At 70.0% G+C, this 19936-nt stretch carries 20 protein-coding genes and 1 pseudogene; 12 read left to right on the forward strand and 9 right to left on the reverse strand.

Annotated elements, in window-relative coordinates:
- Window positions 1–29 precede the first annotated feature (29 nt).
- Window positions 30–1184, reverse strand: coding sequence for an FAD-dependent oxidoreductase (locus AB0H81_RS04380; RefSeq protein WP_358369059.1), 1155 nt, complete (start codon window positions 1182–1184; stop codon window positions 30–32).
- Window positions 1185–1391: 207 nt separating this feature from the next.
- On the opposite strand from AB0H81_RS04380, the gene AB0H81_RS04385 reads away from it, so the two are divergent.
- Together AB0H81_RS04385 and AB0H81_RS04390 are read left to right on the forward strand one after the other, a co-directional pair.
- Window positions 1392–1754: a helix-turn-helix domain-containing protein gene (locus tag AB0H81_RS04385; RefSeq protein WP_358369061.1), complete on the forward strand. Its 363-nt coding sequence runs from the start codon at window positions 1392–1394 to the stop codon at window positions 1752–1754.
- Between the two features lie 56 nt (window positions 1755–1810).
- Entirely contained in the window at window positions 1811–2383 is a 573-nt protein-coding gene (locus tag AB0H81_RS04390; protein ID WP_358369064.1) for a hypothetical protein, read from the forward strand.
- A 510-nt stretch (window positions 2384–2893) separates the two neighbouring features.
- On the opposite strand, the gene AB0H81_RS04395 is transcribed toward AB0H81_RS04390, so the two are convergent.
- Complete coding sequence (locus AB0H81_RS04395; RefSeq protein WP_358369067.1) at window positions 2894–3379, reverse strand: glutathione peroxidase; 486 nt, start codon at window positions 3377–3379, stop codon at window positions 2894–2896.
- Window positions 3380–3729: 350 nt separating this feature from the next.
- Here AB0H81_RS04395 and AB0H81_RS04400 point away from each other — a divergent pair.
- Window positions 3730–4017: pseudogene (locus AB0H81_RS04400) on the forward strand (transglycosylase SLT domain-containing protein); the annotation flags it as partial.
- Between the two features lie 338 nt (window positions 4018–4355).
- Entirely contained in the window at window positions 4356–4907 is a 552-nt protein-coding gene (locus AB0H81_RS04405) for a lytic transglycosylase domain-containing protein (protein WP_358369070.1), read from the forward strand.
- Between the two features lie 125 nt (window positions 4908–5032).
- Here AB0H81_RS04405 and AB0H81_RS04410 read toward each other — a convergent pair whose 3' ends face one another.
- A complete protein-coding gene (locus tag AB0H81_RS04410; RefSeq protein ID WP_358369073.1) occupies window positions 5033–5698 on the reverse strand; it encodes a TetR/AcrR family transcriptional regulator C-terminal domain-containing protein in 666 nt (221 codons plus the stop codon).
- An 82-nt stretch (window positions 5699–5780) separates the two neighbouring features.
- Between AB0H81_RS04410 and AB0H81_RS04415 the strand changes: the two genes are divergently transcribed.
- A complete protein-coding gene (locus tag AB0H81_RS04415; protein WP_358369076.1) occupies window positions 5781–6896 on the forward strand; it encodes a ferritin-like domain-containing protein in 1116 nt (371 codons plus the stop codon).
- 21 nt (window positions 6897–6917) lie between these two features.
- Here the strand turns inward: AB0H81_RS04415 and AB0H81_RS04420 are convergent, their stop codons facing one another.
- Complete coding sequence (locus AB0H81_RS04420; protein WP_358369079.1) at window positions 6918–7241, reverse strand: carboxymuconolactone decarboxylase family protein; 324 nt, start codon at window positions 7239–7241, stop codon at window positions 6918–6920.
- Between the two features lie 254 nt (window positions 7242–7495).
- On the opposite strand from AB0H81_RS04420, the gene AB0H81_RS04425 reads away from it, so the two are divergent.
- Together AB0H81_RS04425 and AB0H81_RS04430 are read left to right on the forward strand one after the other, a co-directional pair.
- Window positions 7496–8176: a hypothetical protein gene (locus AB0H81_RS04425; RefSeq protein WP_358369081.1), complete on the forward strand. Its 681-nt coding sequence runs from the start codon at window positions 7496–7498 to the stop codon at window positions 8174–8176.
- 10 nt (window positions 8177–8186) lie between these two features.
- The gene (locus tag AB0H81_RS04430) at window positions 8187–11246 is read left to right on the forward strand and encodes an AAA family ATPase (RefSeq protein ID WP_358369083.1); all 3060 of its coding nucleotides are present in this window, start codon (window positions 8187–8189) and stop codon (window positions 11244–11246) included.
- Window positions 11247–11274: 28 nt separating this feature from the next.
- Here AB0H81_RS04430 and AB0H81_RS04435 read toward each other — a convergent pair whose 3' ends face one another.
- Window positions 11275–11847, reverse strand: a complete 573-nt coding sequence (locus tag AB0H81_RS04435; RefSeq protein WP_358369086.1) for a hemerythrin domain-containing protein — start codon at window positions 11845–11847, stop codon at window positions 11275–11277.
- Between the two features lie 153 nt (window positions 11848–12000).
- Between AB0H81_RS04435 and glnII the strand changes: the two genes are divergently transcribed.
- Complete coding sequence (gene glnII / locus AB0H81_RS04440; RefSeq protein WP_358369088.1) at window positions 12001–13020, forward strand: glutamine synthetase; 1020 nt, start codon at window positions 12001–12003, stop codon at window positions 13018–13020.
- A gap of 259 nt (window positions 13021–13279) precedes the next feature.
- Here glnII and AB0H81_RS04445 read toward each other — a convergent pair whose 3' ends face one another.
- Window positions 13280–14818: an aldehyde dehydrogenase family protein gene (locus AB0H81_RS04445; protein WP_358369091.1), complete on the reverse strand. Its 1539-nt coding sequence runs from the start codon at window positions 14816–14818 to the stop codon at window positions 13280–13282.
- A 133-nt stretch (window positions 14819–14951) separates the two neighbouring features.
- Window positions 14952–15404, reverse strand: a complete 453-nt coding sequence (locus tag AB0H81_RS04450; protein ID WP_358369094.1) for a VOC family protein — start codon at window positions 15402–15404, stop codon at window positions 14952–14954.
- A gap of 203 nt (window positions 15405–15607) precedes the next feature.
- On the opposite strand from AB0H81_RS04450, the gene AB0H81_RS04455 reads away from it, so the two are divergent.
- A complete protein-coding gene (locus tag AB0H81_RS04455; RefSeq protein WP_358369097.1) occupies window positions 15608–16174 on the forward strand; it encodes a DUF1772 domain-containing protein in 567 nt (188 codons plus the stop codon).
- A 148-nt stretch (window positions 16175–16322) separates the two neighbouring features.
- On the opposite strand, the gene AB0H81_RS04460 is transcribed toward AB0H81_RS04455, so the two are convergent.
- Window positions 16323–17240, reverse strand: a complete 918-nt coding sequence (locus AB0H81_RS04460) for a hypothetical protein (RefSeq protein WP_358369098.1) — start codon at window positions 17238–17240, stop codon at window positions 16323–16325.
- Between the two features lie 49 nt (window positions 17241–17289).
- A complete protein-coding gene (locus tag AB0H81_RS04465; protein WP_358369100.1) occupies window positions 17290–17661 on the reverse strand; it encodes a peptidase inhibitor family I36 protein in 372 nt (123 codons plus the stop codon).
- A 559-nt stretch (window positions 17662–18220) separates the two neighbouring features.
- Between AB0H81_RS04465 and AB0H81_RS04470 the strand changes: the two genes are divergently transcribed.
- The 3 genes from AB0H81_RS04470 to AB0H81_RS04480 all read left to right on the forward strand — a co-directional run bounded on the left by AB0H81_RS04470 (window position 18221) and on the right by AB0H81_RS04480 (window position 19924).
- A complete protein-coding gene (locus tag AB0H81_RS04470) occupies window positions 18221–19039 on the forward strand; it encodes an alpha/beta hydrolase (protein ID WP_358369102.1) in 819 nt (272 codons plus the stop codon).
- Complete coding sequence (locus tag AB0H81_RS04475; protein WP_358369104.1) at window positions 18993–19541, forward strand: OsmC family protein; 549 nt, start codon at window positions 18993–18995, stop codon at window positions 19539–19541. Before AB0H81_RS04470 ends, AB0H81_RS04475 begins: the two co-directional genes overlap by 47 nt.
- Window positions 19542–19801: 260 nt before the next feature.
- Window positions 19802–19924: a hypothetical protein gene (locus AB0H81_RS04480; protein WP_358369107.1), complete on the forward strand. Its 123-nt coding sequence runs from the start codon at window positions 19802–19804 to the stop codon at window positions 19922–19924.
- Window positions 19925–19936: the final 12 nt, after the last annotated feature.

Here is a 19936-nt window from a genome sequence, read left to right on the forward strand (position 1 = left end):
GCCCCGTCGGGCTGCTGAGCCTGGCCCGGCTACCGAGCCTCGCCGGCCTGCCGCGCCCCGTCCGGCTCCTGAGCCGCGTCGGGGGACGGGCCGAACAGGGCGTCGTAGTGGCCGGTCATCATGTCGCGTCCCTTGACCTCGGCGACCATCTCCGGGGTGGCGATGCCGCCGTCGCCGAAGAAGCCCGAACCGCCCTCGGGCCCGAGCGGGACCGCGATGAGCGAGCCGATCGGCGCGTACTCCAGCGGCTCGCCCTCGCCGGTGACCAGCGCGCGGATGTTGCCGGCCACCACCTCCGCCTGGCGACCGGCCGCCGCGGCCATGTCGCGGTCGGCGTTCGTGATGTCCCCGACGGCGAAGACGCGCGTCTCGCCCTCCACGCGCATCCGCGGGTCGACGCGGACGTAGCCGCGCTCGTCGCGCCGCCCGGCCAGCGACCCGCCGTCGAGGTACTCGGTGTGCAGCTTGACGCCGAACGTACGGAACCAGATGTCGGCGGCGATCTCGTCGCCCTCGGTCGTCGTCACGCGGATGGCCTCGCGCGTGGCGGGCGGCGCACCGGGCAGCTCGCGCAGCTTGACGCCGAGCCGCAGCTCGACGCCCAGCTCGACGAGCTGGCGGCGCAGCTCGTCGCGCAGCTCCTGGACGAACGGGCCGGTCAGGACGTCGTCGGCGACGTCCGTGATGACGACATGCTTGTCCGGGTGGAACGCCTTGATCTCGCCGGCCAGCTCCAGCCCCGCCGGTCCCGCGCCCACGATGAGGACGCGCCCGGCACGGGCCAGCTCCTCGTGGGCCGCCCGGTGACGGGCCTTGGCGGCGGCGAGGCCGGGCTCGTCGTTCTTGGCCGGGAACGGGTACGAGGAGCCGGTGGCGAGGACCAGGTAGTCGGGGTCGAGGACGCCGCCGGACTCCAGCTCGACCCGCCGCCCGTCGACTCGTACGGCGCGGTCGCGGACGAACCGGCCGTGGGTCAGCAGGCGGTCGTAGGGCAGGTACATGCGCTCCACCCAGTCGGGCTGCACCAGCGAGCGCAGCGCGGCGACGTTGTGCACGAAGCCCTCGGTGGGGTCGACGAGGGTGACGTCGGCGACGTCGTCGAGCGTCTTGGCGACGCCGACGCCCCCGTACCCGCCCCCGAGGACGACGACGGACGGACGGCCGGTGGATGTGGTGTCGGTCATGGCGAATCCAGCCTCTACGGATGCGAGTGAGTTAAAACCGAGTCGCTTCTAATTTCCTAGTTAGAAGCTACACGCTAGCGTTCCCCGAGTGCGATGGGGAAGTCCCCCATTGGTGTGCCGGGGAAGGGCCGTGCCGCCGGCGGAGAGCCGTGTGCGCGCCCCGGTCGTCACCGTCCGCCGGGCGGGTCCGTGCGCTAGCGTTGGAGCATGGCGGCAACCCCCAACCGGAGCCACGACGTGACGTCCGAGGCGTGCGTCCGTGGCGACGCCGCGCTGGCTCGCGCGTTCGTGTTCCTGGGGAAGCGCTGGAACGCCGTCATCCTGGGCGCGCTGAGCGAGGGGCCGGCGGGCTTCCGTGAGCTGTCGCGCTTCATCGGCAAGATCTCCGACTCGGTGCTGTCCGACCGCCTCGCCGACCTGGCCGCCGCGGGCCTGATCACGCGCAGGGTCGAGGAGGGGCCGCCGGTCGCCGTGTCGTACGCGCTGACCGAGCGCGGCGAGGCGCTGATGCCGGCGCTCGCCCAGATCTCGGCCTGGGCGCAGGAGCACCTGCTCTCCGGCGACTGCTAGAGGTCTGCCAGAGGGCGCCGACGAACCTTTCGCATGCCCGCGGTATCCAACCCGGCATGCACAAGATCCAGAAGTTCGCCGCCCTGTCAGTTCTGTCCCTCGCCGCTGGACTGATCCCGCTGCCGGCGCAGGCCGCCCAGCGTCCCGGCTGCCCGGCTCCGACGACGGCGCAGGAGAAGCAGGCGGCCGCCGCCGAGACCGACACGCCGCCCAAGGGCGCCGGCGCGATCAAGGGCGTCCGCGTCAACCACATCCCGAGGGGCTTCACCAACGGCGGCACCGTCGTCAACAAGCACGACGGCATCACCGAGTACAGCTACCAGTGGAGCGACGACCGCAGCGAGGTCGACATCAAGCACCGGTCGTTGTGGGTGCGGGTGGTGTGCTGGCCGAGGGCGAGCAGGCTGACCCAGCTCAAGAACGCGCCGTTCGACCTCGGGACGTTCTCCGGCGAGACGAGGACCATGAAGGTCGGCGCACGCCGGGTGCTCACCCAGGAGGGCGACGGCGCGCTGGGCCACGGGCGGTACGCGGGCTGGGTCGAGCGCAAGGGCGTCGTGGTCACCGTGATGGCCAGTCAGCCGCTCGTCCCCGAGCTTGCGCAGATCATCAAGGGCATCGAGCTCTGATCTCGGGCCGTCCGCGAACCTTCGCGCGGCCATGCCCCGTCCAAGGGATCATGGCAAATGTCGATCGAGGGGGATCCCCGGCGGCTGGGCGGCTACCGGCTCGGTGTCGGAGGCCGAGTGGAGGCGATACGTGACCGGGGTCCCCTACCGGAACGTCTGCCCGTGAAGGAACCCGCCGGCGCACTGCTCGGCGGGCCCAGCCCCTCCCGCGCGTAATACCTCGTCAGGACCTCCACGGCGGGGCTCTTCGTCCTGCTGCGGCTGGTTGTGTGCCTCTTTTCGAGGCTCGTGGGAGTCCACCTCTGGCGCCGAGGCGGGCAGGGCGCGGGGGTGCAAGGGGCCCGGAGGCCACCCGCTCGGGGTTCGGGGCAGAGCCTGCCCGAGGCGTGTCGCGCGTAGCGCGCCCCCCGAAGGACCTTGCCTTCGAGCCTTGCGCCCCGCGGACATCTGGTGCGCTCTTGGGTTTCTTGCCTCCGGGTTTCCCTTGGCCCGCTGTCCTTGGTGTGGACTTTACAGGGCGTTTTCGATGGCGGCCACGACCGCCGGGTCCTCCGGAGTGGTCCCGGGGCGGAAGCGGGCCACCACCTCGCCGTCCCGCGTGACCAGGAACTTCTCGAAGTTCCACTGGATGTCGCCCGCCTGGCCGTCCGCGTCCGGCGCCTCGGTGAGGGTGGCGTAGAGCGGGTGCCGGTCGGGGCCGTTGACGTCGGCCTTCTCCAGCAGCGGGAAGTCCACTCCGTACGTCGTCGAGCAGAACTCCTGGATCTCCTCGGCCGTGCCCGGCTCCTGGCCCATGAACTGGTTGCAGGGCACGCCGACGACGCTGAAACCGCGCGGCCCGTACCGCTGGTGGAGCTCCACGAGGCCGGCGTACTGCGGGGTGAGGCCGCACTTCGAGGCGACGTTCACGATCAGGAGGGTCTGGCCGCCGGCGAGCTCGCCGAGCGTGGTGGGGGAGCCCGCGAGCGTGCGGACCGGAATGTCGCGAATGGTCATGAACCGACCCTATAGAGCCCCTGCGCGATCACCCCGCGAGGCGGCGTTGTGGATCTCTAAACGTGATCACCAAAAAGTGTGACGAGCCTCACATTTCCCTACAAAAGCCCTGATAAACGGCATATTACGCTCTTTGCTACCGATCTACGCATACATGGACAACTAGCGATAAAGGGTGCAATTCGGGCATGGTGTCGCTTCCCCGACCCCCGTTTCGAAAGGGACCCCCGCCCATGCCCACGCTTCGCCGTGCCGGAATCCTGATCCTCTCCGCCGCCCTCGTGACCTCTGGCGGGGCGACGGCCGCGCAGGCCCAGACCGCCCAGGCGGCCAGCAAGCAGAACAAGGCCATCGCCAAGACCCTGGCCGCCAAGCGCGGCTGGACGAAGAACGGCCAGTTCAAGTGCCTCGTCAAGCTCTGGCACCGGGAGAGCGGCTGGAACCACCGCGCCCAGAACAGCTCGTCCGGCGCCTACGGCATCCCCCAGGCGCTGCCCGGCCGCAAGATGGCCTCCAAGGGCGGCGACTGGCGCACCAACCCCCGGACGCAGATCAAGTGGGGCCTGTCCTACATCAAGCAGCGTTACGGCTCGCCGTGCGGCGCGTGGGCGCACTCCCAGTCCACCGGCTGGTACTGAGCCGGGAGCTCTCGGGCGTCCCCGTTTCCCGTAAAGGTGGCGCAAGCCCGCCGCCGGGCCGCGCCACGAGGAGCCAGCGAGACGGTGATCGATCGTGAACGATCGCGCAAACACCTGTCCGTCGCGTGTCGCTGTCCGTGACCGATGATTACGCAGCGTAATAGAAACCGGCTAGAGGAACGTCGCGGAGCCCTCCGGGCCGCCCAGCACGACCGGGCGGTCACAGGAACCCGGAGCGGCCGCGCGGACCATCCGCGTCCGAGCCACGGACGAGGAGCGTCAGGGCGGCCGGCCAGCCGGTACGCCTGTCCGCACGCGACCCGACAGCAAGGATCGCATTGGACAGCAAACGCGCTCTTCACAGCGCTCTGGCCGCGACGGCCGCCGTCGTCGCGCTCGGCTCCACGACCGCGGCGGCCAGGGCCGACTCGAACCAGGGAGCACTCCGGCGCGAGGCCGCCCCTCCGGTGGTCCGCCAGGGCGTCTGGCACGCTCCCGTCATCCGGATCGGCACGTGGAGCCCGTCGGCCAAGCCCCGGCTCGCCCCCGTGCTCCTGAACGGCCGCCGCGCCGACGACCTGCGGCCCAAGCGCAGGAACAAGGTGATCGCCCTGGACCAGGTGGTCCGCAGATCCTGGTCCTACCAGGAGTTCCGCTGCCTGGACAGCCTCTGGACCCGGGAGAGCAACTGGGACCATCGCGCCTACAACAGCTCGTCGGGCGCGTACGGCATCCCGCAGGCCCTGCCCGGAGGCAAGATGAGCGGGGCCGGCGCCGACTGGCGCTCCAACCCGGCGACGCAGATCCGCTGGGGACTCGCCTACATCAAGGGCAGGTACGGACGCCCGTGCGGCGCCTGGGGACACTTCCAGTCGCACAACTGGTATTGACGGTCGGACGACCGGTACTGACGGCAGCCGTTCAGGGGAAGGGACGGCTGCCCCGCCCGGAGGGCGCCCGGTGTCAGCGGGCGCCCTCCCGCGTGTCCGTCCTCAGTGCCTCAGCGCTCAGTGCCTCAGCGCTCACTGCCTCGGCGCGTGCCCTCCTTGTGCGCCTGGAGCACGGTGATCGCCTGGATGAGCAGCTCCACCCCGAACTCGAACTCGGCCTCGTGGTCGCACGCGCCGAGCAGCGGCGCGAGGGCGCTCACCTCCGGGAACAGGGCCGGGTCGACGGCCTCGGCCCCGGCGAGGTGCCGGTGGTGGACGGGCGCGAACGTCGGCGTCACCCCCACCTCCCGCAGCAGCGAGCCGACGATGAAGGCGATGAACAGCCGTACGACCCGCACCGCGTCGGGCCCGTCGAACCCGGCGCTGCGCAGCGTGGCCAGGGCCCGCTCCACCGGCAGCAGCCCGGCGGCGGAGGAGAGTTGACGGCTGACCACGAGCATGGTGCACCGCGGGTAGTGGTGCGCGATCTGCCGGAAGGCGCGCGCCTGGGTGCGCACCCGGTCGGGCCAGTCGGCGTCGGGGTCGTCGGTGAACTCGATCTCGCTGAGCACGGTCTCGGCCACGCCGTTGAGCAGCGCGTCCTTGTTGGGGACGTGGTTGTAGAGGGACATCACGCCGACGCCCAGCTCGGCCGCGATGCGCCGCATGGACACCGCGTCGGCGCCCTCTCTCTCGATCAGGTCGATCGCGGCGGTGACGATGCGCGCCCTGGACAGGGGCTCCGTGGTCATAGCTCATTCTATTGACGGACGTACGGTGTACGTGCCAGCCTCGAAAGGGTACGTACGGTGTACGTCCCCCCTCGGAGGTCCGATGTCGACGCACGATCTCTACACGATCCCCGCCGAGCTCTCCACCTGGAACGTGGACATGGCCGGGCAGACCAGGTTCACCTGGGAGTACGACGACGGCCGGGACCGGATGCTCGCCCTGTACCAGAAGGGCAAGGACAAGCAGTGGGACTCCACCAAGCGCATCGACTGGGACCTCGAGGTGGACCCGTACGACGTGCTGGGCGTCCCCGACGAGACGATCGCCATCCACGGCACCCCGCTGTGGGAGCGGATGGACGAGGCGCAGCGCCGCGAGGTGCGCCGGCACAGCGCCGCCTGGCAGTTCTCACAGTTCCTGCACGGCGAGCAGGGCGCCATGATCTGCTCCGCGAAGATCGTCGAGAGCGTCCCCGACCTGGACTCGAAGTTCTACGCCGCCACCCAGACCATGGACGAGGCCCGCCACGCCGAGACCTACGCCCGCTTCCTCCAGGAGAAGGTCGGCCTGGCCTACCCGATCAACGAGCACCTCAAGGCGCTGCTGGACAGCACCCTGAGCGACTCCCGCTGGGACATGCCCTACCTCGGCATGCAGGTGCTCATCGAGGGGCTAGCCCTGGCCGCGTTCGGCGTGATGCGCGACTTCACCACCAAGCCGCTGCCCCAGCAGATCCTCGCGTACGTCATGCAGGACGAGGCGCGGCACGTCGCCTTCGGCCGGATGGCGCTGCGCGACTATTACCGCGACCTGTCGGAGAGCGAGCTGCGCGATCGCGAGGACTTCGTCATCGAGGGCTGCTACCTCATGCGCGACCGCCTGCGCGGCCGGGAGACCTGGGAGTACATGGGTCTGTCCAAGGCCGAGGTCGACGAGGCCATGGTCGCCACCGACCGCTCGGAGTACCTGCGCGTCTTCCGGTCGCTGCTGTTCAGCCGCATCGTCCCGTGCGTGAAGGACATCGGGCTGTGGAGCCCCAGGCTCCAGCAGGCGTACGCGGACATGGGCGTGCTCGACATGGCCGGCCAGTCGCTGGAGGCCCTGATGAAGCAGGACGAGGACATCGCCGAGCGGCTCGACCAGAAGCGCTTCGCCCAGGAAGAGGAGGAACGGCACGCCGAGGTGGCCGAGACCATCGCCCTCGGCGAGTCGTCCTGACGGCCGGGGAGGGCCCCGCGATCAGGCGGGGCCCGCGCCGTCCTCCGCCGCCCGGGCGATCAGCTCCTCCACCTGGGCGTTCAGCTTGGCCCCCCGCGACCAGCCCGCGTAGTGGGTGACGAACACCACGACCTCGCGCAGCTCGCCCTCCGACAGCAGCTTCGTGCGCAGGGCGGCGTCGAGCTGGACCTCGGCCTGGTCGTCGATGCCCTGCCCGACCAGCAGGCCGAGCAGCAGCAGGCGGCGGTCCCTCATGGACAGCACGTCGCGCGCCCACAGGTCGCTGAACTGACGCTCAGCCGTCATGCCGTAGGAGTCCACGGTCTCGATCACCGGTTCCTTCATGAGTGTGCTCCCCAGTCGGAGGGATCCTCATATCTTTCGTCACTTCCTGAGAGGAACCAATGGGGGGTTGCACGAACGTTGTACGGCGGTGACCGTGGAAGGTGACGCCCTGACTGGGGCATTGCCTGGTCTGTAACAACTGAAGCCAAGGCCCGGCCAAGATTTGGTCAAGATTTCTCACCGTACATCCGGCTCACCTGGCCTGAAAACGGGCACAACAACGGCGTCGGTCCGCAAAGCGGAGGTACCCCCCGGTGAGAACGGCACGGGCCTGGGTCGCGCTCATGGCCGCGGCCCTCATGTCGCTGTCCGCTTGCGGACAGCCCGAGTACACCTACGTGCGCGATCGGGACGGCACCACCTACTTCAAGGTGCCCTCCTCGTTCGCCCAGCTCAACGCACACCCCATCGACCTGTACCTGAGCGGGACCCAGCCCGGCTCCCTCGCCGAGGCCGAGCGCGCGCGGCGCGTCTGGTCCGTCGCCTTCGACCAGTCGGCCGAGCCGAACGTCACCCACCTGCTCGGCTCCACCGACCCCTTCCTCTACGCCACCGTCCACCAGCTCACCGACGAGCAGCGCGACACGATCTCCCTCGACCAGCTGCGCGACTTCCTCTTCCCGGTGACCGAGCGGGTGCGTCAGCTGTACGAGGCGCGGGCGGCCGCCTCCGGCAGGCAGCCGCTGTTCAGCGGCTTCGAGGAGATCAGCGACCAGGTCCTCACCCTGGACCGGGGCGCCAGGGGCGTCAGGGTGCGCTTCACCTACCGGATCGGGACGCAGATCCAGACCTTCGACCACACCGCCATCCTTGATGAGCAGGGCGACACCGTCTCGATCATGCTCATCGGCTGCCAGGCGATCTGCTTCCGGGCCCGCGCCGCGGAGTTCGACAAGATCGCCGACTCGTTCCGACTGCTCCGGCTGCCCGGTTGAGGGGGCACAGTTGATCACCACCACCCACCACGAAGGGCTGCGCGCGCCCGGCAGCGGGCCGGCCGACCCCGACTCCGTCACCAGGAAGAGGATGCCGTTCTGGGACCGGAGCAAGTTCCTCCTCGGGCTGGTCGCGGCCTTCCTCGTGCTCTCCTGGAAGACCATGGCCGACTACGAGGGCATCGTCGGCTTCCCCGAGGCGGTCCAGGTCATCGCGTACGAGCACCAGTGGATCTTCTGGCTGCTCGGCGCTGAGGCGCTGCGCCAGCTCCACTTCCTCGTCAGCGAGCGCTCGTCCCGCTACCACGGCTTCTGGAGCCGCCGGGTTTTCGGCGGGTTCGAGCGGTGGTCGCACCGGCGCTTCGACGACTGGACGCGCTACCGGATCGCCCGGGCCGTCAAGATCGCCTTCTGGGGCGTGCTGGTGGCGCTGGTGCTCGGCGCGGTGCTGGAGACCAGCCCGTTCCTGGCGCTGTTCCGGGCGCCCGCGCTGGTGTTCCAGGCGCTGCCGTTCCTGCTCCAGATCGTCTTCCTGTTCTTCGTGGTCATCATCCAGTTCGTCGGCATGTTCTGGTTCCTGTCGCGGGGCGGCGTCGAGACGTACTTCCCCGACGACATCAAGACCCGCTTCGCCGACGTCTGGGGCCAGGACCACGTCGTCGAGCGCGTCCGGGAGAACATCGTCTTCCTCGAACGGCCCGGCGAGATCGAGGAGCGCGGCGGCTACGTGCCCAGCGGCCTGCTGCTGTGGGGGCCGCCCGGCACCGGCAAGACCCTCATGGCCGAGGCGGTCGCGGGGGAGACCGGCAAGCCGTACGTGTTCGTGGACCCCGGCGCGTTCACCAACATGTTCATGGGCATCGGCATCCTCAAGGTCAAGACGCTGTTCCGCAAACTGCGCAAACTAGCCCTGCGGTACGGCGGCGTGATCGTCTTCTTCGACGAGGCCGACTCGCTCGGCAAGCGCGGCCGGCTCGCCGTGCAGGGGCCGCCCGGCCAGGGCGGCGGCTGGTCGGCGTTCTCCGGCGCGCACGGCTGCCACGGCCTCGGCTACCTGTCCGAGGAGACCCGCTCGGCGCTGGCCTTCCGCCGCGCCCGCGAACCGGAGGAGCCCGGCGCCCGCAACCGCTTCATCATGGGCGGCGGCATGAACAGCGGCGACCCCGGCACCCTTCAGGCGCTGCTCACCGAGCTGTCGGGGCTCAAGAAGCCGCGCGGATTCTTCAACCGCCTCGTCCGGCGGCTGCTCGGCATGCGGCCCAAGCCGCCGCCCAAGTACCGCATCCTCGTCATGATGGCCACCAACCGGCCGGACGCGCTCGACGAGGCGCTCCTGCGGCCCGGCCGCATCGACCGCATCTACAAGGTGGGCTACCCGTCCAAGGCCGGGCGGCTGCGCACCTACCAGGGCTACTTCGACAAGGTCGAGCACGAGCTCACCGCCGAGCAGATCGACAAGCTCGCCACCATCACCCCGTACGCCACCGGCGCCACCATCAAGGACCTGGTCAACGAGTCGCTGATCACCGCCATCCGCGACGGGCGCGAGGTCATCACCTGGTCCGACGTGCTGCGCGCCAAACGGCTCAAGCAGCTCGGGCCGCCCGAGGACGTCGAGTACATCGAGCGGGAACGGCACGCGGTCGCCGTCCACGAGGCGTGCCACGCCGTCGTCGCCTACGTCACCCGCTTCCACCTCGAGATCGACATCGCCACCATCGAGAAGGGCGCCGACTACCTCGGCATGGTGGCCTCCATCAAGCCGGAGGACCAGTTCACCCGCTGGAAGTCCGAGTACGAGGCCGACATCATGGTCTCCCTCGCCTCCCTGGCCGGCGAGCGGATGTTCTTCGGCGAGGACAACTCCTCCGGCGTCTCCGGCGACCTGCACTCGGCGACCTACCTGACGGCGCTCATGGAGTCGCACTGGGGCATGGGCTCCGGCGTCACCTCGCTGCCCGCCCTCCAGGAGCTGGAGATCATGGGCGGCAAGGCCATGCCCCGGCGCGGCGGCGGTCCCGTCGGCATCGCCGACAAGCGGCCCGTCCAGGGGCAGGCGGAGCCGGCGCCCGACGTGCTGGGGGAGCGGATCGAGTTCAACCTCGTACGGCTGCTGGAGCGGACCGAGCGGCTGCTGGAGGAGCACCGGCGCGACGTGCTGTGCGTGGCGCACGCCCTGGAGACCCACAAGACGCTCAACGGCGACGACGTGGTGGCCATCATCGAGCGGCGGCCCGGGGCGATCATCAACGGCACCGTCTACGCCTCGGACGAGCTGTACGAGGAACTGGAGGAGTACCACCGGGACGCGGCGCGGGCGCACAAGGAGCACAGCCGCGTCGACCGGGACCTGCCGGAGGCCGCCGGCCCGCCGCCCGCGGGGGAGGTGGTCACCGGGGAGATCGTCGAGACCGTGCCCAGCGGAGCGCTGCCGGTCGCGGCGGCCTCGCCGCCGTCCTCTCCCGCCGTGACCACCACGACGGCGCTCCCCACGGCCGGGACTCCGGCGGGCGGGGTGTCGCCGGGGGCGGGGGCTGACGGGCGGCCGGAGTTCATGCCGTGGGCGCCGGAGCCCGGACCGGCGGTCGTCCCCGCGGCCGCGCCCGCGTCCCCGCCCTCGCCCGTCCCCGGATACGGCCCGGCGGCCGCGATGGTCGGCGGGCCCGCGGCGGAGTCCGTCACCACCGGAGCCGTCGCCGGCCCGGCGCGCGGGCCGCGCGGCTGCGGCTGGGTGCTGGTCGTGAGCCTGCTCGCCCTGGTGACGCTCGTCCTGCTGGTCGGCCTGACCCTGACCGGGATGGCGCCGCCCACCGGCGCCGGTCAGGGGATGGGGGTGGCCTCGCCGGGGGTGCTGCTCATCGTGTTCGTCATCGTGGTCGCGGTGATCGTCGGCATCGGGCTGGCGCTCGTCGCGGTCCGCGGCATGCGGGCGGCCCAGGTCAAGGCCGAGCGCGAACGCGACGAGGCGCACGCCCGGGCGCAGCTCCTGGCCGCCGCCATGGACCCGGACACCGCGATGCGGCTGCTCGGCTACGACGGCAGGCACGGAGGCGAGGGGCGCGTCGCCTGAGCGCGGGGCCGGTCGGCCGGCGGGCGGGTCAGATCTGGATCTGCAGCCGGCCGATCGGCCCGGCCAGCTCCTCCTCCTCGTACGCGAAGTGCGACGACAGGACCTCGGCCAGCCGTGCGGCCCGGACCCTGATCTCCTCCACCTCGGACGACCCGGCCACCAGCCGCACGCACGCCTCGTCGAGCGCCGTCAGCAGCCCCGCGATGACCTCGTGCTCCTGCGTGAGCTTGGCCACCACCGGCGCCAGCGCGGAGTCCCGCTCCGCGATCGCGGGGAACAGGCTCTCGTCCTCGATGCTGTGGTGGATCGTCACCAGCCGGCAGAACGAGGCGCAGAACGCGCCCAGCGTCCAGAGGTTCTGCCGCATGGTCAGCCGGTTGATCTGCGAACGCAGCGCCTCGGGGTCGAGCGTGCCCGCCGCCACCTGCTCGACCGCCGTCATCACCTGCCGCATCTCGTGCCGGTAGCCGTCGTGGACGGCGGCCAGGTGCTGCCCGAGCCGGCGCTCCTCGGGCGTGAGCTCAGCCGGGTCGATCCGGGGCGCGTGCGGCCGGGCGGTCTCGTCCAGTTCGTCGAGCGCTTCGTGGTGGTGCGTGTGCATGGGGGAACCTCCGGCCCCACATGATCGCACGCCCCTCACAGCGGAACGTACGGACTGGTGCTGATTAACACGACGTTCACATTCGGGCAAAAAGCGGGAAACGGCCGTCCGGAAGACTCGGCGCGGCTGAGAGAAACCCCGAAAGGACCGTTCGTGAGCTACAAGGCTGAGTACATCTGGATCGACGGCACCGAGCCCACCGCTCTGCTGCGCTCGAAGACCAAGATCCTTGCCGACGGCGCCGAGCCGCCCGTGTGGGGATTCGACGGCTCCAGCACCAACCAGGCCGAGGGGCACTCCTCCGACCGGGTGCTGCGCCCGGTGTTCACCTGCCCGGACCCGATCCGCGGCGGTGACAACGTGCTCGTGCTGTGCGAGGTCGAGGAGATCGACGGCTCCGCGCACAAGAGCAACACCCGCGCCCTCCTCCGCCCGATCGCCGAGCAGTACGCCGCCCAGGACTCCTGGTTCGGCATCGAGCAGGAGTACACCTTCTTCAAGGGCAGCCGTCCCCTCGGCTTCCCCGAGGGCGGCTTCCCCGCCCCGCAGGGCCACTACTACTGCGGCGTCGGCGCCGAGGCCGTGTTCGGCCGCGAGATCGTCGAGCTGCACCTCGACCGCTGCCTGACCGCCGGCCTGGCGATCTCCGGCATCAACGCCGAGGTCATGCCCGGCCAGTGGGAGTTCCAGGTCGGCCCGGCCGGCCCCCTCGAGGTCTCGGACCACCTGTGGGTCGCCCGCTACCTCCTCTACCGGACCGCCGAGGAGTTCGGCGTGGAGGCCACCCTCGACGCCAAGCCCGCCCGCGGCGACTGGAACGGCGCCGGCGCGCACACCAACTTCTCCACCAAGGCGATGCGCGAGAACTACGACGCGATCATCGCCGCGTGCGAGTCCCTCGGCGAGGGCGACAAGCCGATGGAGCACGTCACCCAGTACGGCGCCGACATCGAGCTGCGCCTGACCGGCCACCACGAGACCGCCCCGTGGAACAAGTACAGCTACGGCGTGTCCAACCGCGGCGCCTCCGTCCGCATCCCGTGGCAGGTCGAGGTGGACAAGAAGGGCTACATCGAGGACCGCCGCCCCAACGCCAACGTCGACCCGTACGTGGTCACCCGCCTGCTGGTGAACACCTGCTGCGCGGCGCTGGAGAAGGCCGGCCTCGTCTGAGCATCACCGGCTGACGGCCGCGTCGGCTGAGGGAACGCGGGCACCCCCGATGGGGCCCGCGTTCCCGTGTTTCCCGACTGCGTACCGTCGCCTCCCGGCGGCGTTCCGTGACCGGGGTAGGCCCATCCTGGCACGACGCCACTCCGCCGGCAGGCGAACGCCGGCCGGCGGAGTGGCTTTCTTGGCTTCCGGCGGGAGGATCCTCCACCAGTGGCCCCGTATTTCCGCTACGAGGGATTCCCGCTGCGGGAGGCTTCCGCTACGGGAGGCGGAAGTCCAGGTCCGGGGTGATGTCGGCGACGTCCATCTGGGCCTTCTGCAGGCGGCCCGAGTGGTCCCAGTTCATCGCCTGCCAGCGGGTGAACTGGTCCAGCACCCACATGCCCGACTGCCGGCTGCCGTTGCCGGACTTGCCGTTGCCGCCGAACGGCAGGTGCGCCTCCGCCCCGGACGTCGAGTTGTTGACGCTGACCATGCCGGCCGAGACGCCCTCGCGGAAACGGAAGGCGTTGCGGGCGTCGGTCGTGTAGATGGAGCTGGACAGGCCGTACCCGGGCAGGTTGGCCAGCTCGATCGCCTCGTCCAGGGTCCGGAACGTCGTCACGCCGACGATCGGCCCGAACGTCTCCTCCAGGAACAGCCGGTCGTCCGGCCGCACCCCGTCGACCACGACCGGGTGGTAGAACAGGCCGCCCTCACCGGTGAAGTCCTGGCGCGGGCTGTCCGGGGTGATGCGTCCCGTCTCGCCGGACACGACCTGGTGGTGGGGCTGGATCCAGGTCAGGTACTCCTCGTACCGGTCGGCGAACTTCTGGTCGAGGAGCGGGCCCGCCAGCACCTCCTGGCCCGGGTCACCGATCCGCGCCTCGCGCACGGCCGCGGCGAAGCGCCCCAGGAACTCGTCGTGGACGCTCTCGTGCACGATCACGGTGCCGAGGCTGGTGCAGCGCTGGCCGGCCGTGCCGAACCCGGAGAACAGCGCCCCCTCGACGGCCAGGTCCAGATCGGCGTCCGGCATGATCACCATTGGGTTCTTGCCGCCCAGCTCCAGGCACGCCGACTGCAGGTGGCGGCCGGTCAGCTCGCCGACCTTACGCCCGACCTCGCTGGAGCCGGTGAACCCGACCTTCTGCACCGTGCCCTCCTCCAGCGCCCGCTCCAGGCCCCGGAACGTCTCGGCGCCGTCGGCGAACACCACGTTGAGCACCCCGTCGGGCAGCCCGGCCGCGGCGAACAGCCGGTACAGGGCGTGCCCGGACGCGGCGGCGTACTCGGCCGGCTTCCACACCACGGCGTTGCCGCACAGCAGCGCCGGCACCAGGTACCAGGACGGCACGGCGACCGGGAAGTTCCCCGCCGTGATCACCGCCGCCACGCCCACCGGGTTGCGGAAGGTGAACAGGTTCTTGTCCGGCATCTCCGACGGCACCGTCTGCCCGTACAGCCGCCGCCCCTCGCCGAGGAAGAAGTCGCACGTGTCGACGATCTCCCGCACCTCGCCCAGCGCCTCCGCGTAAGGCTTGCCGATCTCCTCGGTCACCAGCCGGGCGAGGCTCTCGGCGTTGGCCTCGACCAGCCGCCCGATGGACGCGATCACCCGCCCGCGCACCGGCGCGGGCACCTTGGCCCACTCCCGCTGCGCCTCCTTGGCGGTACGGCAGGCTGCGGCGAACGTGTCGGCGTCGGCCATCCCGACGCTCGCGACCACCTCACTGATGCGCGCGGGATTGGTCGACTGGTACGTGCTCGCGCTGGCGGCGTCCTTGCCACCCACGACGGAGACGATCTGACGGGTCACCGGTGCCCTCCTCATAGTTCCTACGGTCAGACAATCATCCCGCCGCAAAAAACCCAAGGAGGGCGGGGGAGCCCTCCAGGAGGGCCACTACGGGAGATGGAGCCCGCAGGATGTCTCCGACCCCCGCCGGCATTCAGCGATCGTCAAAGGCCCTGCGCCTGGAAACGAAGACGCAGAAGGGATGCCCGGCCAGGTCGGAGTACACCCGCAGGGGCTCCTCGGCGTCGTCGATGCGGTCGAGCAGCAGCCGGCCGCCGAGGCGCAGGACGCGTTCGTGTTGTGCCCGCAGATCCTCGACCGATGTCACGGTCAGGTCCACGTGCATCTGCTGCGGGACCTGGCCCTGCGGCCATGTCGCTTCGGGCAGCTTGTCGACCTGCTGGAAGGCCATCTGCGGAGCCCCGCCCGGGGTCCTCAGCACCAGCCAGTCGCGGCCCCGCTCGTCATCGCCTCCCGCCTCGGGCGGCTCATCGCCGGGCCGGTAGACCAGGCCCAGCAAAGACCGGTAGAACTCCGCCAAAGCCCTGGCGTCGGTGCAGTCGAGAACCACCTGACACAGTCTGGGCCTGCTGTCCTGATCGCCCACCCGAACGCCTCTCCCTGTGATCATCCCCGCATCCGCCGACATGCCCTCTGCGCACGATGCCAGGGGTTAAACGCAAGGATGCCGTTGTACGGAACTACTCCCCGTGTTGTAGTCGCGGGCCGGTCGTTGATCCCGGTGCGGTAGAGGCGAATGCCCCCTCACGGGGACGCCCCAGAGCAGCGGATGGACGACCATTGCCGGACATGAGAACCCCAGTGAGGTACATCCATGGCGCGGCGTTGCTCGCCACCGGGCTGCTCGCGGGGGCGTTCGGATACGGCGCCGCCAATGTGATCCCCACGTTCGGTGCCGTTCCGCTGGACGTGCGCCTGACCTTCCACACCACGATGATGAAGGTCAACGAGCCGGTCATGCAGAGCGCGATGGCGCTGGCCATCCTCACCACGTTCGGTCTGGCGATCGCCGGCCGCGGCGGGCCGCGCCGGCTGGCCCTCGGCGCCGGCGCGCTGACGCTGGCCTCGTTGCTGATCACCGTGTTCGGCAACGTCCCGCTGCACGCCTACTTCCGGAAGTGGGCCGCCGGCCCGGTCCCGGACGGCCACGCCGAGATCTTCCAGCGATGGGAGCTGTTCCACACCCTGCGCACCTTGACTGCGCTGGCCGCGTTCGCCCTGATCGTCACGGTCGCGGTCGCCGGCCGCAGTGACGGCGTCACCCTTGACCGCCGGCGGCTGATCGACCACGCCGGCCCCGCCGGCAGGAACGCCCACGAACTGGACATCTCCATCACCAGGACCACGAACCCATGAACATCACTCTCGTCGGCTCCGATCGCCACCAGGGGGCGTGTGGCGGGGGCCGCTGTCGATGAGGGACAGGGGCCGCATGTCCATGGCCGGCTCGTACGCTGATCCGCGACCACCGGGACTTCGAGGCCCTGTACCCAGGTGAGGCGCGTCAACCCGACGATTCGCGGGTGAGAAGCCGGCGGGCCGTCAGGAGTTGCTGGTCCTTACTCGCCTTCAGCACCCGGAACTGCTCGGCGTGGCCGCGAACGGCGTCGTCCTGAAGGCGTTTCTCCGCTCTTGCCCAAACGGCGACCAGGTCGGTCTTCTCCTTGCACCGGACATCGGCCGTAGCCACGCGTATTTCGGCGGAAGAAGGCCTGTCGTCCCGCATCCACCGTTCATCGGTGACGGCCTGCAGCGGGTTCGCGTAACGGACGCCCACGGCGGTCATGCACGCGCTCCACGACTGAAAGGCGCGCACCACGTTCTCGTCGCGCTGCGAGGCCTCGAAGGTCTGCTCGATGAGCCTGTTGAACAACGACGAGTCGACTTTCGGGGCGCCCTGCAACCGGGTCCTGCGGGCCTGGCGCGCACATCCGCCTCCGTCACCGGCCGTGTCATCGCCGTACGCGGCACGCCGTTCCTGAGCCGACAGCTTCGCCGTCCGAACGTCCCATCGCGCCCTTCGCTCGGCCACCGAGGGCCTCTCGGCGGGGACGTGGTAGCCGAAGAGCTGCGCCATCTGCGGCTCGATGACGCCGTAGCGGCGGCGGTGCGGAGGTTCGACGTCCTCCTGCCGGGCCTGCGGCAGCACCTCCCAGGCCATGCCCTGATCGCGCATGCAGTCGCGGATGAGGAGGTCCTCGGCCGCCTCGATGGTCATGATCTCGGCCGGGGAGAAGTTGTAGGCGTCGAAAGGCACGGTGAGTCCACGTGCCTCCTCGCCCGGGAGCGGGACGCTCACGACCGGCGGGACGGCCTGCCGCTGGGACGGTGAGTGCGTCGCCGCCGCAGAACAGCCGGCGGCGACGACGGATCCCAGGACGGCGGCCGTCAGCCGGACGGACGCCGCCGGCTTCGGTGCCATGGTGGGTGGGGTGTCGCGCGGACGGCACTGGGCCGTCCGGGGGACAGGATCACAGAAGGGAACTCGTCTTGTTGTCCCAGCCGTTGTTCGTGAAGTCCTTGTCCTCGCTCTCGGCTGCAGCCGTGTAGCCCCTGGTGCCGGCGCAGTTGGCCCTGTCGAACAGCCAGACGATCTTGCTCGAGTTGTTGACCATCGAGCTCGCCATGTTGTTGTAATGTCCGGTCAGGTTCCTGCAGGAGCCGCTGATCGGCATCTGAATCATGTATCCGCTCTTGAAATCGTCGTGCTCGTACAGGCAGAACTGGCCTGTGGCGCACGCGTAATTGTCGGTCGCGTCGGCCTGAGCGCTCGGAGCGAGACCCATCAGGCAGGTGGCGCCGATCAGAGCCGCACCTGCCGTCCTCGCGAGCTTTCGCCTCACCTGTGCATCCCTCCGATTGTGCGGATGTTTCGCTGCGGTCGACGGTCCGGACATGTCCCGCTTACGACAGGAAAACCTAACAGTTGTTGATCGACTGGAACAAGATCCGTAGATCCCGGTGCCGCCGATCTGCGGCCTGGCGGTCCCGGGCCGGCAGGACCGGTTCAGGGTGAGGGTCAGCCGCCATCAGGTCTTCGACCAGTCCGGGAAGGTGGGCGGGAGAATCCGTTCCGTGGCCACGCCGTCGTCGCGGACCCTGACTCCGCAGTCGAGCGTCACTGCCGGCCCGAGTGCGGCGGGGTTCGACCTGGTGACCGATCTCCTCGCGCAGCCCCCTGGCTCACCGCTCCCGGCCGACCGCGGCGCGCGGTAGTGGAAGATCCGGCCCCGGCTCGGCCGGGATTCACCGTGACCGCTGGGGCGCGGAGCAGGAAGTACGCGACGACCTGTACTTCCGGTGGCGCTTACCTGGCACGTAATTGGCACGCCTACCTCGTCCCGCGAGACTTCTCACGTCAGCACCGCGAACCCACCCACACCGCGACATGGGGGTCATGAGATGTTCTTCGAGACGAGTGACGGAACCCGCCTGGCGTACGAGAACTACGGCCAGGGACAGCCGATCGTGTTCGTCGCCAGTGCGATGCTCTGCGCCGACATGTGGGAGTACCAGATCCCGTACTTCGTTGAGCGCGGCTACCGTTGCATCGCCCTGGACCGGCGCGGGCACGGCCGCTCCGAGCGCCCCGGCACCGGCTACGACATGGACACCGCGGCCGACGACCTGGCCGTGCTGATCGAGCGCCTCGACCTGCGCGACGTGACCTTGGTGGGCCACTCGATGGGCGGCGCCGAGATCGCCCGGTACCTGCACCGGCACGGCGACTCCCGGATCGCGCGGATCGCGCTCGTCTCGGCCATGCTGCCGTTCATGCGGCAGACCGACGACAACCCCGAGGGAATCCCCGGCGCCCTGCTGGACGCGTCGATCGCCGCGCTCGACGCCGACCGGCCCAAGTGGCTGGCCCGGCAGGCGCAGGCGTTCTTCGCCACCCACCTGGGCAACGACGTCTCCCCGGCACAGATCGAGTTCACCATGCGCCAGTGCCTGGAGGTCTCGCCGTGGGCGGTGCGCCAGAGCCAGCGCAACGTGGTCGACTTCGACCACCGGGCCACCCTGCCCGAGATCAACGTGCCCACGCTGGTCGTCCACGGCGCCGCCGACTTCTCCGCGCCCATCGACGCCACCGGCCGCCGCACCGCCAAGATGATCCCCGGCGCCGTCTACCACGAGTACCCGACGGCCGGCCACGGCCTGTTCGTCAGCCACCGTGACCAGCTCAACGACGACCTGCTCGCCTTCATCACGGGGCGGTGACTCCGCCGGTCAGGCTCAGGTCGTCCCGGACGAAGTCAGCTACACCGGGATCGTCACCGTCACAGGAGAGGGCCGCAACGGAGGCCGGATCCAAGCCGACGACGGCCTCCTCGACACCACGCTCGCCATCCCGAAGCAGCTCGGCGGGGCGGGCGGGGCCACCAACCCCGAGCAGTTGTTCGCCGCGGGCTGGGGTTCCTGCTTCCTCGGCGCGGTCAGGAGGGCGGCGGCGCGGCGCAGGGTCACGCTGAAGAGCACGGCCATCACGGCGGGGGTGACCCTGCACCACGGCGACGACGGCGAGTTCGGTCTCAGCGCCGTGCTCAATCGGGAACTCGGAGGCGTGGGACCAGCGGACGGCCGGCGAACTCGGCGCCGCCGTCCACCAGATCTGCCCCTACTCCAAGGCGATCAGCGGCAACATCCCGGTCACCATCAACGCGATAGCCGTCTGAGGTGCGGCCGTGCGGTACTGCCTGTGATGACCGTACGGAACGCGTGATCAAGGCCGGTGAGAACCTGCGCCCCTATCTGGCGTGACCTCGCGCCCATCTCACTCGAACAAGGAAATGATCTGCCCGCCCGCGGGTTTTCCGTCCATGGGGGTCGGATAAATAGGCTGATGGCCGGCCGCGGATGCGCCGTACAAGGACTGACGGAAATCGCAAGGTGCCGGGCCGCTCATCGCGGCCGGCGATACCGATATTCAGCCGTCACTCGACGCATTCACACCGGCGTCAGCCAGTCGCGGGGGGAAGACATATGAACAGCACCGTCCTGGCAGGGTGGGCGACCGCTCCCATGCCGCTCACCGACCAGCTCTCGCTCGATTCCGGCACCCTCTTCCACAACAATCTCGCGGCGGAGTACCGAGCGGAGTGCTGAGCTCCCCGTTCC

It is taken from the genome of Nonomuraea sp. NPDC050691, assembly GCF_040654455.1.
GTDB lineage: Bacteria > Actinomycetota > Actinomycetes > Streptosporangiales > Streptosporangiaceae > Nonomuraea.